Genomic DNA, 14,558 nt, shown 5'->3' with positions numbered 1-14,558 from the left:
GAAGCCGGGCTCCCGCGCCGACCTCTCGCGTCACGCGATCTGGACGGTCCAGATGACCTGCATGCGCCACAGCATGATCGCGATCGCGATCGCGGCCACGCCCAGGATCACGGTGCTCCAGCGACTGCGCTCCATGAGGGCCCACAATACGGCGCCGACGGGGAGCAGGACCGCCGAGACCAGATACACCCAGTACTCCAGAAGGTCTCCGGTCGGCGGGTTGCCTGCCAGGGGCGCGATGATCGCGACGACCACCTGGACGATGAGGAGCGCCTCGACCAGGGCGAGGGCGCCGACACTGACGTCGCTCGGTCTCCGGCCGATCAGTCCCGCGATGAGGCAGAATGCGCCGGCAGCGACCGCGATGACGATCTGCGCGATCGTGAACCACAGGATCATCGTGCGACCTCCGGCATGTTCATGGCGCTCTTGAGATCCGCGCCACGCTTCTCGACGATGCCGATCAGGGCGCCGTCCTGGTCGATCGCCGCGCCGATCGCCTCGTCCAGACGTGCTGCCTGTCCGCTCAGTCGCTTGCCGTGTCGGAGGTCGCGCGCGTCGTCCGTCGACATCTCGAGCACGGGAAGGATCCGTCCGGCTGCTTCGCCGGGAGTCAGGGTCGGCGCACCCTCGAGAGCATCCAGTCCGACAGCGTCGGCCACGTCGAACGGCCCGACCCTCGTGCGGCGAAGCGCCGTGAGGTGGCCCCCCACACCGAGCCCCGCGCCGAGGTCGCGTGCGAGCGAGCGGATGTAGGTCCCCGAGGAGCACTCGACGATGACGTCGAGATCGAGGTGCCCTTCGCCTCGGCGAGTGTCCAACAGGTCGAATCGCGAGATGACGACGTCCCGTGCCGCGAGCACGACCTCTTCTCCCGCACGAACGCGCTCATACGCGCGGCGACCGTCCACCTTGATGGCCGAGACGGCGCTCGGCACCTGGGAGATCTCACCCGTGAGTCGGGCGATACCGGCGGACACCGCGTCCTCGGTCACGGACCCCCATGCGTCGGCGTCCGCTGTCGTGAGGATCTCCCCCTCGGCGTCGTCGGTGCCGGTGGTCTGACCTAGGCGGATCGTCGCCGTATAGGTCTTGTCCGCTCCCACGATGTACGTCAGGAGCCTGGTCGCACCCTCGATGCCCACGACGAGCAGACCCGTCGCCATCGGGTCGAGGGTGCCGGCGTGGCCCACCTTGCGGGTGCCGAACGCCCGACGCGTGCGCGCGACGACGTCGTGACTGGTGAGCCCAGCGGGTTTGTCGACGAGAAGGATGCCGGGCGAGACCATTCATCCAGCCTACCGAGAGCGCACGACGATGAATGCCCGCACGGTGACCGATCCGCCGTGGCAAGGCTGCTCGCCTAGGCTGGAGGGATGCCTCTTCCGCCGGCCCCGCTCGAGTCGATGTCGCCGCTGACGTCGTGGTATCGCTCGACAGCCAGGGACCTGCCGTGGCGTCGCCCCGAGTTCCATGACGAGTACGGCGCATGGGGTGTGCTCGTGAGCGAGTTCATGCTGCAGCAGACGCCGGTCACGCGAGTCATCCCGCGTCTCGAGGCGTGGTTGGACCGCTGGCCCACCCCCGCAGCGATGGCCACCGCGTCGACGGCGGACGTCGTACAGCAGTGGGCGAACCTGGGCTATCCGCGGCGCGCGCTCTGGCTGCATCGCGCGGCAGTCGAGATCACGGATCGCCATGGGGGGATCGTTCCTCGCGAAGTAGACCAGCTACTGGCGTTGTCGGGCATCGGCGACTACACCGCTCGTGCCGTCGCCGTGTTCGCATACGGCGACCGGCACCCGGTGGTCGACACGAACACCCGACGAGTGCTCGCCCGTGCCGTCGAGGGCCGCGCGCAACCGGGCACGCCATCGCGCCGGGACCTCGAGCTGATGGCCTCGCTGCTGCCCGAGGATGTCACCGCTGCCGCCGTGTTCAATGCGGCGGCGATGGAACTCGGAGCGACGGTGTGCACTGCACGAGCGCCGCGATGCGAGCTGTGCCCGTTGGCCGACAGCTGCGCCTGGCTGGCGGCAGGCAGACCGGACACCGGAGACGAACGCCGACGCCAGGCCGCGTACGAGGGGTCCGACAGACAGGCTCGCGGCGCGGTGCTGCGGCTGCTGCGGGCTATGGATCCGGAGGCTGTTCCGCTCGAGGCCGTCCTGCCGGAGTGGCCCGACACCGGGCAGCGTGATCGCGCCATCGACTCCCTCATCGCCGATGGTCTCGCCGAAGCGGACGGCTCCGCGCTGTTCCTGCCACGATGACGGCGCGGGCACCGACACCCGCCAAGGCCTCCATGCCTCGGAGTTGCCGTCGCTCAGGCGTGTTGGTCCGTGCGATGCGCGAGCACCGTCAGCTCGACTCTGCTCCGCACGTCCAGCTTGGCGAAGATCCTGCCGAGATGTACCTCCACGGTGCGGACCGAGATATTCAGCTCCTCGGCGATCTCGCGGTTCGCTGCTCCTCGAACGGCGCGCATCGCGATCTCCAGCTCACGCGCCGTAAGCCGGAGCGCCCAGGCTGAGCGGCACGCGGCCAGTGCGTCCATCGCCGGGGCGATGCTTCCCTCCCTGGCGTCGAGGCGATCCAACCTGTTCCGGGTGGCCCTGGCCCACGCGGTCGCACCGGAGAGCTCGAACAGCCGTTCCGCGTACTGGAAGTGGATCCTCGCCGCGGCGTGATCATCGCGGATCGCGAACTGGGTCCCGAGCATCGTCTCCACTCTCGCCCTGGCGAACGGCGAAGTGAGTGTGCGCGCGATCTCGCTGACCTCTTCGCTCTCGGACGGCCAGCGCCTGTCCCCCACCGTGGCGATGCGCACCCGCAGCTGCTGGGCGAGCGTGATCTCCGGAGGCTCGACTGCAGCGCCACCGAAGCTCTCCTGACCGACGAAAGCCATCTCCTCCAGCCCGGGAACCGCAAGCGTGGTCTGCGGAGCTCCGCGATCGCCCCAGAGGCGTACCGTCGCCGCCGCATCGTCGAACGAGCCGGCGAGGAACGAGCGGATGCCTCGGTCGATGAGCAGATCGACCTTCGCCCCTGCGGGGAGGACGGCCGTGAGCGAACGGGCGAACGGACCGAGCTCCCCGAGCACCGCCAGGTCCAGCCGCCGCGCGAGGACCACGCCCAGGCCGGCGAACGGCAGCGCGATCGGCAGCTGGAGAGCCGACTGGATCAGTCGCTCCCGCGCGAGTCCGATGTCTCCCCGCCAAACCAGCAGCAGCACTTCGACGACCGCGCGATAGGCCTGGGCGACCGGGCTGTGCTCGTACCCGGGGATGAGAGGATCGGGGCCGACGGACAGGACCGACCGGTCGGTCGCCAACAGCCGCAACGCACGATCGAGGTCTCCATCCGTCGCGGCGCGCAGTGTGCGGAGCATCCCACCGCTCACCGGACCTGACCCGCTCACCCCGCTGTCATCACGATCACCCGCGATGAGCCAGCACAGGGCGACGACGGGATCGCGGAGCTCACGCTCGACACCGATACGGGCGGCTCCGTCGCGCAGCACCTCGAGCCACATGCGCATGCCTCCGCGGTCGCCACGTTCAGCGCACAGCACGGCGGCGAGAGCAGCAGCCCTGGCCCAATGATGCCAGTCGTCCTCATCGCCCGTCGTCGGCCGGAGCGTGGTCGGATCGACATCGGGCACTGCGCCCTGCACGAGAGTCTGGGCGACGATCAGTGCGCCGAGGCCGGCGATCCGATGGCGCGCGCTGCCGTGCGGATGGAGCGCGCCCAACCACGCCGCGGCTTCCGCCGCCAGACCCGCCCCCACGGCTGACGCGCCGGCGACCAGACGCGCCTCATCCCTCGCTTCGCCGACGGCGTGCTGGTAGGCCTCCGTGGCGAGCTGCAGCGCACGGTCGGGATGCCCGGCTTCGGAGAGCTGCCGTGCGAGCAGGATCAGCTCGGGCGCAGCGGAAGGGGCTGCCTCGAGCGAAGCCCGAGCCCGATGCCAGTCCGCGCTCACGCGATCTCCGCGAGCGTGGAAGAGCGCACTCAGCCGCTCGTGCACCGCCGCCGTCCTGGCCGCGCAGGTGGTCGCCTGCACCCAGGTCGACAGTCGCGCATCGATGAGCCGAGCGCGGCCGGCGTGCACGATGAGGTGATCCGAGACCGACGCAGCTGCCAGCTCGGCCGCCGTGCGTCCGTCGAAGACCAGGACGGGGTCGAGAGCGTCGTCCAAGCACACCGCGACCGCGAGCAGCAGCTCGCGATCGCGTTCGTCGAGTTCCAGATCTGCGAACCTGCGCGCAACGGCAGGTACGAGGGGCAACGGCGTCGGGAGGGAGTGAAGCCCCTGCCGTTGAGCCGGTGTCAGCCGCTCGACGACTTCGCGGATGGTCGACGCGTCGCCGTCCAGATCGTCCGAGAGCCACGCGAGCACGTGCGGGGCGCACTCGAGACCCCGATCGAGCAGATCCGACAGGAGCAGTTCGACGGCCGCGGGCGCGACGAACGGCCCCCCAGTCGTGCCCGTACCCTCGATGTGCCGATCCCCCTCAGCTTCGCGGAACCCGGTCCCGCGAAGCTGAGCGTATCAAACGGCGATCACTCCGCGTCGTCGTCCGTGCGGTAAGGGTCGGCGTCGCCTGCGTGCGAGGCCGAAGAGGCGAGCTTCGCGACGTCTGCATCGCGCTGCTGTGCCTCACGGAGTAGCGCTCCGATGTGGTCGGCGTTCTCCGGCAGAGCATCCGGGATGAACTCGAGAGTCGGTACGAGTCGCGTGCTCAGCTGTCGTCCGACCTCGCTGCGCAGCATTCCGGTCGCGGAGGTCAACGCGGCTCCGCTGGAGATGCGCTCCTCCTCCGTGCCCAGCACCGTGTAGAACACGGACGCGTGCTGAAGGTCTCCGCTCACGCGGACGTCGGTGATGGTGACGAAGCCGAGACGCGGATCGCGCAGCCCCTTCTCCAGCCGTTCGGCGAGGATCACACGGATTCGATCCGCGAGTCGGGCCTGTCGTTCGCCTGCCATTGTTCTCTCCCTGTCCAGGAACCCTCAGGGCGTCCTCCGTCTCCTCGCTCCGGGAGGAGACGGGAGCGAAGGACGCCCGAGAGTGTTTCGAATTGATCAGCCGCGAGGCTTCTCGACGAGCTCGGTCGTCTCGATCTCGTCACCGATCTGGATGTCGTTGTACTTGCCGAGGCCGATACCGGCCTCGTAATCCGTACGGACCTCGGTGACGTCGTCCTTGAAGCGGCGCAGCGACTCGATGGCGAGACCATCGGCGATGACGACACCGTCGCGGATGACGCGGGCCTTGGCGTTTCGGGTGATCGTTCCCGATCGCACGATGACACCGGCGATGTTGCCGAACTTCGAGGAGCGGAACACCTCGCGGATCTCGGCCACACCCGACTGGACCTCTTCGTACTCCGGCTTGAGCATGCCCTTGAGCGAGCTCTCGATCTCGTCGATCGCGTTGTAGATGACGGAGTAGAAGCGGATGTCGACGCCCTCACGAGCGGCACGCTCGCGCGCCTTCGTGTCCGGGCGCACGTTGAAGCCCACGATGATCGCGTTGTCGATCGTCGCCAGGTTCACGTCGGACTCGGTGATCGCACCGACACCGCGGTGGATGATGCGCAGCTGCACCGAGTCGTCGACCTCGATCTTGAGGAGCGACTCCTCGAGTGCCTCGACGGCACCGGAGACGTCACCCTTGATGATGAGGTTGAGCGACTCGACCTTGCCCTCTTCCAGAGCACGGGTGAAGTCCTCGAGCGAGATGCGCTTGCGGGCCTTGGCCAGCTGGGCGTTGCGCTCGACTGCTTCACGCTTCTCGGCGATCTGGCGAGCCATGCGGTCTTCCTCGGTGACGATGAAGACATCACCGGCGCGCGGCACGGAGTTCAGACCCTGCACCTGGACCGGACGCGACGGGTAGGCCTCTGTGACCTGCTCGCCGTTCTCGTCCGCCATCGCACGCACACGTCCGTACGCCGTACCGGCGACGATCGCGTCCCCGACCCGGAGCGTTCCGGACTGGATGAGCACGGTGGCGACCGAACCGCGACCCTTGTCGAGCTTCGCCTCGATGGCGACACCACGAGCGGCCTTGTTCGGGTTGGCGGTCAGGTCGAGACCGGCATCGGCGGTGAGCAGCACGGCGTCCAGGAGCTCCTGGATACCGGTGTTCGCACGAGCGGAGACGTCGACGAACATCACGTCGCCACCGAACTCCTCGGCGACCAGACCGTACTCGGTCAGCTGCTGACGCACCTTCGACGGGTTCGCGTCGGGCTTGTCGACCTTGTTCACCGCGACCACGATCGGCACGTTCGCCGCCTGCGCGTGGTTCAACGCCTCGACCGTCTGCGGCATGATGCCGTCGTCGGCTGCGACCACGAGGATCGCGAGGTCGGTGACCTGCGCACCGCGGGCACGCATGGCCGTGAACGCCTCGTGGCCCGGGGTGTCGATGAAGGTGATCGCACGCTCGATGCCCTCGTGCTCCGTCCAGACCTGGTACGCACCGATGTGCTGGGTGATGCCGCCGGCTTCGCCCTCGATGACGTTGGTCTGACGGATCGCGTCGAGCAGTCGCGTCTTACCGTGGTCGACGTGACCCATGACGGTGACGACCGGAGGACGAATCTCGAGGTCTTCCTCGCTCTCCGCCTCCAGCTCGGCCTCGAGGTCGAGACCGAAGCCCTCGAGGAGCTCCTTGTCCTCGTCCTCGGGCGAGACCATCTGGATCTTGTAGCCGAGCTCCTCGCCCAGCACCTCGAACGTCGCCTCGTCCAGCGACTCGGTGGCCGTGGCCATCTCGCCGAGGTTGAAGAGGATGGTCACGAGGGTTCCGGGCTGGACCGTGTAACCGGTCAGCGTCTCGATCTTGTCGGCGAAGTCCGCGATCGATGCGCCGCGACGCATGCGGATGATCTCTCCGTTACCGCGGGTGACGTTGACGCCACCGACGACCGGAGCACTCCGCATCTCGAACTCTTGCCGCTTCGCCCGCCGCGACTTGCGCTGCTTGCTCTTGCCGCCGCCCTTGCCGAAGGCACCTGCAGTGCCACCGCCGGGACCGCGTCCACGACCGCCACCGCCACCGGGACGACCGGCGAAACCGCCGCCTCCGCCGGGACGTGCTCCGGGACCGCCGGCACCGCCGGGTCCACCGGCGCCGCCGGGACGACCGGGACCGCCGGGACGCTGCTGGAACGGAGCGCCGGGACGACCGCCCTGGCCGCCGCGAGGCGCACCGGGACGAGGCGAGCCGGGACGAGGTGCACCCGGACGGGGGGCACCGGGACGAGGCGCCTGCGGGCGCGGGATGTTGCCCGGCGTCGGACGCTGACCCATGCCCTGTGCGGACGCGAACGGGTTGTTACCCGGACGCGGACCCGCCGGACGCTGGCCCATGCCCTGTGCGGACGAGAAGGGGTTGTTGCCCGGACGCGGAGCGCCGGGAGTCGGTGCGCTGCTCTCAGCGGGCGCCGGCGCCTCCGGCGCGGCGGGCGCAGGAGTCGCTGCTGCGGGGGCGGGAGCCGGGGCCGCGGGTGCAGCCGGGGCCTCAGGGGCCGGCTTGGGACCAGGCTTGGGGCCGGGCTTCGGCCCCGGCGTGGCGCCGGAGGTCGTGCCGGGCTTGGCCGCAGAGGGAGCCGGCTTCGCCGCAGGAGCGGCAGGGGCAGCACCCTTGAGCGAGCTGTCGGCCTCGATCGCCGCGCGCAGCTTGCGCGCCACAGGCGGTTCGATGGTCGAGGACGGGCTCTTCACGAACTCGCCGAGTTCTTTGAGCTTTGCAAGTGCGATCTTGCTGTCGACGCCGAGTTCGGCGGCGATCTCATGTACGCGTGGTTTACCAGCCACAATTCTCCTGTCTGAGTCGGTCCACCCAGACAGGGCAGACCACTAGTCGCGGACGGGTCTCATTTCGAGCCGTTCACTTTGTTTCCATAGCTGTTCAGCCTTTGTTTCTTGGTGGGTGCTGTTCGAAGTTCCGTGTGTCCAGCTGAGTGTTCACACGCAGTGCTCGTCCGAAGGCTCGTCGCCGCAGAGCGGCTTCCATGCACTCGGGTGTCGGATGCACCCACGCGCCGCGCCCCGGCAGGACAGCACGCTCATCGGGGATGAGGGTGTCGTTCTGGGCAACCACCCGGAGAAGGGCGGAGCGGGGAGCACGCGTGCGGCAACCGACGCACGTTCGTACGGGTTCCATCTTACACCTGCGTTCCGTCCGTCCTCGCCGCCACCGGGCGTGGCGACGAGGAAGGACACGGATCAGTCGAGGACGCTGTCCGGCTGGATGTCGATCTTGGCGCCCGTGAGCTTGGCGGCCAGACGCGCGTTCTGACCTTCCTTGCCGATGGCGAGCGACAGCTGGTAGTCCGGCACCAGGGCGCGGACGGCCTTGGTGCTCGCGTCGAGGACGAACGAGCTCGTGACTTTCGCGGGCGACAGCGCGTGTGCCACGAACGTGGGCAGGTCGGCGTCGTAGTCGACGATGTCGATCTTCTCCCCCGCGAGCTCCTCCGTGACCGCTCGCACGCGACGGCCCATCTCGCCGATGCACGCACCCTTGGCATTGATCGAGGGGTCGTTCGCCTTCACCGCGATCTTGGTGCGGTGCCCGGCCTCGCGAGCCAGCGCGACGATCTCGACCAGGCCGGCCGCGATCTCGGGCACCTCGAGGGCGAAGAGCTTGCGGACGAGCCCGGGATGTGTGCGGGAGACCGTGATCTGCGGACCCTTGAGCCCCTTGGCCACGCTCGTGACGTAGACGCGCAGGCGTGATCCGTGGGTGTACTCCTCGCCGGGAACCTGCTCCTCGGGCGGGAGGATCGCCTCGACGGTGCCGAGGTCCACGTGGATCATGCGCGGGTTCGGTCCCTGCTGGATCACACCGGCGACGATGTCGCCCTCTTTGTCCTTGAAGTCGCCGAGCACGACGTCGTCCGCGATGTCGCGGAGACGCTGGCTGATGACCTGCTTGGCGGCGAAGGCGGCGATGCGACCGAAGTCATCCGGCGTGGCATCCTCTTCGCCGATGATCGCACCCTCTTCGTCCCTGACGACCTGCAGGACGGCGACGTGGCCGGTCTTGCGGTCGAGGTCGACGCGGACACCTTCGGGCGTGATGCCCTCAGCGGAGACGTGCTTGGAGTACGCGGTCAGGATCGCCTGCTCGATGATGGCGACGAGCTCGTCGAAGGGAATCGCCTTCTCCTTCTCGATCCCTCGCAGCAGACTCAGTTCGATGTCCATGACGGCCTCTCTATTCAGCTCTCGTCGCGCCTGTTCGCACGCGCGACATCCGTACCACGATACCCTGTGCCCACCGGCTCCCGCACGGCGGCGGCAGCGGCGGAATCCCGAATCCGCTCGAGGAGGAGCACATGAGCACATTCGACACGGTCGTGATCGGCGCAGGCATGTCTGGGCTGACCAGCGCCAGGATGCTCGTCGACGCCGGACAGCGCGTCGTCGTCCTCGAGGGGCGCGACCGCATCGGCGGCCGGATGCACACCGACCGCAGCGCCGGTTTCCCGGTGGATCTCGGCGCCTCGTGGATCCATGGCATCGAGGACTCCCCGCTGTGGGACCTCGTCCATGCGCTCCGTATTCCGGCGATCGAGTACACGGTGGGCAGCTTCCAGGTCGGAGGTCGCCCGATCGAGAACTTCGACGGCGAGGGGCGCCGCCTGGACGAGGCGGCGACCGCGCAGTGGATCAGCGACGTCGATCTGGCGGACCGCCTGCTCGTGGAGGAGATCGCCTCATCCTCTCCCGGTGACACGTATCTGGATGTGACGGAGCGTGCACTCGACAGGTCTGGGCTGTCCCCTGACCGTATCGACGACATCCGCGAGTTCTTCCGCCACCGCGTCGAGGAGCAGTGCGGCGCGTGGATCGGCGACCTGGATGCGCACGGCCTCGACGAGGATGCGATCGAGGGCGACGAGGTGATATTCCCCCGCGGCTACGACGAGCTCCCCCACCGCATCGCCGCCGGTCTCGACGTGCGCCTCGAGACCGTCGTGACGCGCGTGAGCCGTTCCGCAGCAGGCGTCGTCGTGCACGCAGGCGACACCGAGTTCCGGGCCGACCGGGTGATCGTCACGGTGCCGCTCGGGGTGCTCAAGGCGGGAACGATCTCGTTCGATCCCGCGCTTCCGGATGCGGTCGCCGGCCCCATCTCCCGGCTGGGGATGGGTGTGTTCAACAAAGTGTTCGTCCAGTTCCCCGAGCGCTTCTGGAACGAGGAGAGCTACGTGATCCGTGCTCTCGGAGACACCGGCGAGCACTGGCATTCCTGGTACGACGTCTCAGCCGTGAGCGGTATCCCCACGCTCCTCACCTTCGCTGCGGGACCGTTCGGTCGTCGGATGCAGGACCTCACCGATTCCGAGATCGTCGCCGATGCGGTCAGCGCCCTGCACGACCTGTACGGCGACGCCGTCGGCGAGCCGCTCGCCCACTGGGTCACGCGCTGGGGCGAGGACGAGTTCTCGAACGGCTCATACTCCCATCTCGCTCTGGGATCGACGCATCACGATCACGATGAGTTGGCCGGCCCCGTCGACGGGGTGCTGCACTTCGCCGGCGAAGCCACCTGGGGCGATGAGCCGGCCACGGTCGGGGCGGCGTTCTACTCCGGCCACCGCGCTGCGGAGCGCATCCTCGATCGCCCGGTCGACCTCGCCGACTTCGCCGCCCGCATCACCGCGCGGGAGCAGACGGAAGGGCGTTGATCGCGCCGATCAGACGGAACAGGTTGCCCACCTGCCGCTGATCCAGGTGCAGGATCAGGCGCGGGAGGTCGACCCTGTCGGCGTCGGCGACCTCGGGCTGCCGCGGGCCCGTCCGCTCGATCCTCCCCGAGGACAGCATCGAGCCGAACTGCTCGTTCAGCTGATCGATCTCCTCGTCGGTCGGCTCCGCCTTCAGACGAAGCACAAGAGCGTCGCCGACCCACCGTAGCGAGTCGTAGTTGTGCCAGAAGCCGGTGATCTCCGCCCTGGCAGCCTCCACCGAATCGGTGATCACGACGCGGTCGAAGTCGCCCTCCGAGATGACCCCTGTCGGCGCGAGATGGTCGTCGATGAAGCTGCGCAGTCCCTGCCAGAACGTGCCGCCAGGCTCGTCGAGGAGCACGATGGGCGTCGGTTCGGCCTTGCCCGTCTGCTGCAGCGTGAGCAGCTCGAACATCTCGTCGAGGGTGCCGAATCCGCCGGGAAGGCAGATGAATCCGAGCGACTCCTTGATGAGCATGAGCTTGCGGGTGAAGAAGTACTTCATCGCGACGACGTGGTCCTGGCCTGCCACGAAGCCGTTGGGCTTCTCCTCGAACGGCAACCGGATCGAGACGCCGAGCGAGAGTGCGGGGCCCGCACCCTCGGAGGCCGCCTGCATGATGCCGGGCCCCGCCCCCGTGACGACCATCCATCCGTCCCCCGCGAGGGCCGAGGCGACGTCGCGTGCCGTCAGATACAGCGGATCGTCCTGCCTGGTGCGCGCCGATCCGAAGACCGTGACCTTCGGGACGCCGCGGAAAGGCGCGAACAGACGGAAGGCATCGCGCATCTCGGCGAGAGCCGCCGAGGCGATCTTCAGATCGAGACGGTCGGCACCGTCCTCGCCCAGCAGGATCGCCGTGCGCAGCATCCGCATGACGAGCCGGCGGTCGGTATGCAGCCCCGCATCGTCGAGGACGGCGTTGATCTCGGAGCTGAGCGCGTCGGGCAGGGGTTCGTCGATCATGTCTCCAGGGTGTCATGCTCCGGAGCTCGCGTCGCATCCTGCCACGCCGGAGATCAGGCTCCGAAGGTTTCGTCGACGGCCGCCCGGATCTCGTCATGCGGAAGCGCGACGCTCCTGTGCCCATCGCGTCCGGTCATGTCGTCCGCCGCGACGAGTGCGTTCCACACCGCCTCGTCGACGGCCTGCACCGCTGCCGTCAGGAAGGGATCGATCCGCCCCCACGGGATCAGGCGCATGCTCTCGTACACCTCGCCGCTGCCGTCCGGGAACTGCGACGTGAGTGCGCCCTCGTTCGCGGTGGAGAACGCGAGGACGATGTCGCCCGAGAAGTGACTGCCCGCCGTGCCGCTGCGGCCGAGGCCCAGGGCTCCCCGACGAGCCAGTGCCGCGCACTGACCGGGAAGGAAGGGTGCGTCCGTGGCGATGACGACGATCGCGGACCCGGCTCCTCCCGGAGCGCGCTGGCGCCGCTCCCGAGCGAACCAGTCGTCGTCGCCCATCGGGTTCGGCGCCGACGATCGAGCGCCGAGGTCGATGCTGCCGAGCCGAAGCTCCTCGCGGGCACCGAAGTTCGCCTGGACGAGGACCCCGACGGTGTACTCGGTCTCTCCATACGCCACTGTCCTGGACGCCGTGCCGGTGCCTCCCTTGAAGCCGTAGCAGTTCATCCCCGTCCCTCCGCCGACGTTCCCCTCCTCCGGAGCCGCGGTGCTGGCCGATTCCAGCGCCGACCATGCGTCGGCGGGCGTGACATGACCTCCGTTGATGTCGTTGAGGTACCCGTCCCAGGTCTCCCCTACGACCGGCAGCATCCACTGAGCCGCGACCTGCGGGGCGGCCCGCGCAACCCAGGAGTCGATACCGGCATGCACGGCTCCGACGGCATGCGAGCTGGTGATCCCGATCGGCATCGACAGCGAGCCGGACTCGTCGATCCACGCGCGGCCGGTGAGCTCGCCGTTGCCGTTGAAGGAGTGGACGGCCGCTGCACAGGGCACGCCCACTCCTTCCCGACCTCGGGGCAGGACAGCAGTGACCCCGGTGCGGACCGCGCGCGCTCCCTCCCCCTCGACCATGGTGCGATACCCGACGGCCACACCGGGGACATCGGTGATCGCGCCATGGGCGCCGCTGCGCCCCGCGAACGGGATCCCCAGATCCCTTGCCCTGATACGACTGCGCGACTCCGACGTCGATGAGGAAACCACCATGTACTCCACTCTCATTTGAACGCGTGTTCAGAGAGTACGTCATTTACCTTATGTTTTGCTTGACTTAACTCGGCTTTGCCTTTTGAATCACTGTTCAAGAGCTCGTACCGTCCGATATGCACCCTCCCGACAGCAGATTCCGGAGCCGCAGATGTCTCAGCCGAATCCCTCCGTCCCCACGACCACGACCACCACGCTCGCGCAGCGACGCCTCGGGGTCTGGGCGATCGTCTTCTTCGTCGTCTCCGCCGCGGCGCCCCTCACGGTCGTCGCCAGCGCTGCCGCCACGGATTTCCGTCTCGCGGGCATCGGCGGCCCCGGCGCGATGCTCGCGAGCGGTGTCGTGCTGATGCTGTTCGCCTTCGGATTCACCGCTATGTCGAGGTATGTGCGCAACACCGGCGCCTTCTACGTCTACGGCGCTCGAGGACTCGGCAAACCCGTCGGCATCGGCATCGTGTTCGTGACGATCTTCTCCTACACCGCCCTGTGCATCTGCTTCTACGGCTTCGTCGGGTTCTTCGGGGAGATGACCTTCTCCGCACTCTTCGGTATCGATCTTCCCTGGACCGTCTACGCGCTGCTGGCGCTTGTCATCGTCGGGGTGCTCGGCTACCGCAAGATCGATGTGGGCGCCAAGGTTCTGGGCGTCCTGCTCACGGCCGAGGTCGCCATCCTGCTCGTCCTCGCGATCGCCGTGCTCGCGGCGGGCGGACCAGAGCCGATCTCGTTCGCCTCCTTCGCGCCCGAGAACGTCTTCTTCGCCGCCGGGAGCGGCGCGCTCTTCGTCTTCGGATTCGGCGCCTACCTCGGCTTCGAGAGCACGGCGATCTACGCCGAGGAGGCGCGGGATCCGGCCCGCACCGTGCCCATCGCGACGTACATCTCGATCGCGTTCCTCGGCGTCTTCTACGCCTTCACCTTCTGGATCCTCACGGTCGCCTTCGGCATCGAGGGCGTGCTGCGCCTCGCCCTGCAAGACGACTTCCAGGACATGGTGTTCCACGCCGGTGACGCCTACCTGGGCGCGTGGGCATCCGTGACGATGCGGGTGCTGATCGTCACGAGCTTCTTCGCCTGCCTCCTCGCCTTCCACAACGCCAGCTCCCGGTATCTCTTCTCGCTCGGACGTGAGCGCCTGCTGCCCTCGTGGCTCGCGCAGACCCAGCCGACGACCCAGGCACCTCACCACGCCAGTCTGGTGATCTCGATCGTCTCGCTCATCGCCATCGCGGTGACGATCGTCAGCGGAGCAGATCCCTTCCTCGGCTTCGCGCTCCCCGTGTACTCGATCGGCGTGGCCGGGTTGGTCTTCGCCCAGGCCGTGGCCGCCATCGCCGTGGTCGGCTTCTTCCTGAGAGGACGGCGCGGGCACAGCATCGGGCGGGTACTGGTCGCGCCGGCGCTCGGGGCGCTCGGTCTGATCATCGGATTCCTCCTCATCGCGACCAACTTCGATCTCGTCACCGGCCTCCAGGGACCCGTCAACCTCGCTCTCCTCGCTCCCACTCCCGTGCTGTTCGTGGCCGGCATCGTCGTCGGGCTCTTCCTGAAGCGGCGTCGCCCGCGCCACTATGCTGAACTCACCACGCTCGTTCCCGACGACGAGTAGCGCCAGGCACG

At 68.2% G+C, this 14,558-nt stretch carries 12 protein-coding genes; 3 read left to right on the top strand and 9 right to left on the bottom strand.

Annotated features, from left to right (window positions below):
• Positions 1-30 precede the first annotated feature (30 nt).
• A complete protein-coding gene (locus RN51_RS16125) occupies positions 31-399 on the bottom strand; it encodes a hypothetical protein (RefSeq protein WP_045265059.1) in 369 nt (122 codons plus the stop codon).
• The gene (gene truB / locus RN51_RS16120) at positions 396-1,289 is read right to left on the bottom strand and encodes a tRNA pseudouridine(55) synthase TruB (protein ID WP_045265058.1); all 894 of its coding nucleotides are present in this window, start codon (positions 1,287-1,289) and stop codon (positions 396-398) included. The genes RN51_RS16125 and truB overlap by 4 nt, the downstream gene beginning before the upstream one ends.
• Positions 1,290-1,376: 87 nt before the next feature.
• Between truB and RN51_RS16115 the strand changes: the two genes are divergently transcribed.
• Entirely contained in the window at positions 1,377-2,273 is an 897-nt protein-coding gene (locus RN51_RS16115; protein WP_045265057.1) for an A/G-specific adenine glycosylase, read from the top strand.
• Positions 2,274-2,326: 53 nt separating this feature from the next.
• On the opposite strand, the gene RN51_RS16110 is transcribed toward RN51_RS16115, so the two are convergent.
• The 5 genes from RN51_RS16110 to nusA form a co-directional block, all read right to left on the bottom strand.
• Positions 2,327-4,402 (bottom strand): helix-turn-helix domain-containing protein, encoded by a 2,076-nt coding sequence (locus tag RN51_RS16110; protein ID WP_045265056.1) that lies wholly within the window; start codon positions 4,400-4,402, stop codon positions 2,327-2,329.
• Between the two features lie 164 nt (positions 4,403-4,566).
• Positions 4,567-4,992 carry a 30S ribosome-binding factor RbfA gene (gene rbfA, locus RN51_RS16100; RefSeq protein ID WP_021199404.1) on the bottom strand — a complete coding sequence of 142 codons (426 nt, stop codon included), beginning with the start codon at positions 4,990-4,992 and terminating at the stop codon, positions 4,567-4,569.
• A 96-nt stretch (positions 4,993-5,088) separates the two neighbouring features.
• A complete protein-coding gene (gene infB / locus RN51_RS16095) occupies positions 5,089-7,833 on the bottom strand; it encodes a translation initiation factor IF-2 (protein ID WP_045265054.1) in 2,745 nt (914 codons plus the stop codon).
• A 94-nt stretch (positions 7,834-7,927) separates the two neighbouring features.
• On the bottom strand, positions 7,928-8,182 hold the full coding sequence (locus tag RN51_RS18280) for a YlxR family protein (RefSeq protein ID WP_082066630.1): 255 nt from the start codon (positions 8,180-8,182) through the stop codon (positions 7,928-7,930).
• A gap of 62 nt (positions 8,183-8,244) precedes the next feature.
• Positions 8,245-9,228, bottom strand: a complete 984-nt coding sequence (nusA, locus tag RN51_RS16090; protein ID WP_045265053.1) for a transcription termination factor NusA — start codon at positions 9,226-9,228, stop codon at positions 8,245-8,247.
• Positions 9,229-9,359: 131 nt separating this feature from the next.
• On the opposite strand from nusA, the gene RN51_RS16085 reads away from it, so the two are divergent.
• Positions 9,360-10,715 carry a flavin monoamine oxidase family protein gene (locus RN51_RS16085; protein WP_045265052.1) on the top strand — a complete coding sequence of 452 codons (1,356 nt, stop codon included), beginning with the start codon at positions 9,360-9,362 and terminating at the stop codon, positions 10,713-10,715.
• Here RN51_RS16085 and RN51_RS16080 read toward each other — a convergent pair.
• Both RN51_RS16080 and RN51_RS16075 read right to left on the bottom strand, forming a co-directional pair.
• On the bottom strand, positions 10,684-11,724 hold the full coding sequence (locus RN51_RS16080) for a TIGR00730 family Rossman fold protein (protein ID WP_045265051.1): 1,041 nt from the start codon (positions 11,722-11,724) through the stop codon (positions 10,684-10,686). The genes RN51_RS16085 and RN51_RS16080 overlap by 32 nt on opposite strands.
• A gap of 53 nt (positions 11,725-11,777) precedes the next feature.
• A complete protein-coding gene (locus RN51_RS16075) occupies positions 11,778-12,935 on the bottom strand; it encodes a P1 family peptidase (protein WP_156149208.1) in 1,158 nt (385 codons plus the stop codon).
• 151 nt (positions 12,936-13,086) lie between these two features.
• On the opposite strand from RN51_RS16075, the gene RN51_RS16070 reads away from it, so the two are divergent.
• A complete protein-coding gene (locus RN51_RS16070) occupies positions 13,087-14,547 on the top strand; it encodes an APC family permease (RefSeq protein ID WP_045265049.1) in 1,461 nt (486 codons plus the stop codon).
• Positions 14,548-14,558 lie beyond the last annotated feature (11 nt).

This window comes from Microbacterium oxydans (genome assembly GCF_000956405.1).
GTDB lineage: Bacteria > Actinomycetota > Actinomycetes > Actinomycetales > Microbacteriaceae > Microbacterium > Microbacterium oxydans_C.
The sequence above is the reverse complement of the archived record's forward strand: the minus strand, read 5'-3'. Positions and strand labels throughout refer to the sequence as shown.

Coding starts and splice junctions, on each gene's coding strand:
- rbfA (WP_021199404.1), bottom strand. CDS start 4,992: ATGGCAGGCGAACGACAGGCCCGACTCGCGGATCGAATCCGTGTGATC.
- RN51_RS16070 (WP_045265049.1), top strand. CDS start 13,087: ATGTCTCAGCCGAATCCCTCCGTCCCCACGACCACGACCACCACGCTC.
- truB (WP_045265058.1), bottom strand. CDS start 1,289: ATGGTCTCGCCCGGCATCCTTCTCGTCGACAAACCCGCTGGGCTCACC.
- RN51_RS16125 (WP_045265059.1), bottom strand. CDS start 399: ATGATCCTGTGGTTCACGATCGCGCAGATCGTCATCGCGGTCGCTGCC.
- RN51_RS18280 (WP_082066630.1), bottom strand. CDS start 8,182: ATGGAACCCGTACGAACGTGCGTCGGTTGCCGCACGCGTGCTCCCCGC.
- RN51_RS16075 (WP_156149208.1), bottom strand. CDS start 12,935: ATGGTGGTTTCCTCATCGACGTCGGAGTCGCGCAGTCGTATCAGGGCA.
- RN51_RS16115 (WP_045265057.1), top strand. CDS start 1,377: ATGCCTCTTCCGCCGGCCCCGCTCGAGTCGATGTCGCCGCTGACGTCG.
- RN51_RS16080 (WP_045265051.1), bottom strand. CDS start 11,724: ATGATCGACGAACCCCTGCCCGACGCGCTCAGCTCCGAGATCAACGCC.
- RN51_RS16085 (WP_045265052.1), top strand. CDS start 9,360: ATGAGCACATTCGACACGGTCGTGATCGGCGCAGGCATGTCTGGGCTG.
- nusA (WP_045265053.1), bottom strand. CDS start 9,228: ATGGACATCGAACTGAGTCTGCTGCGAGGGATCGAGAAGGAGAAGGCG.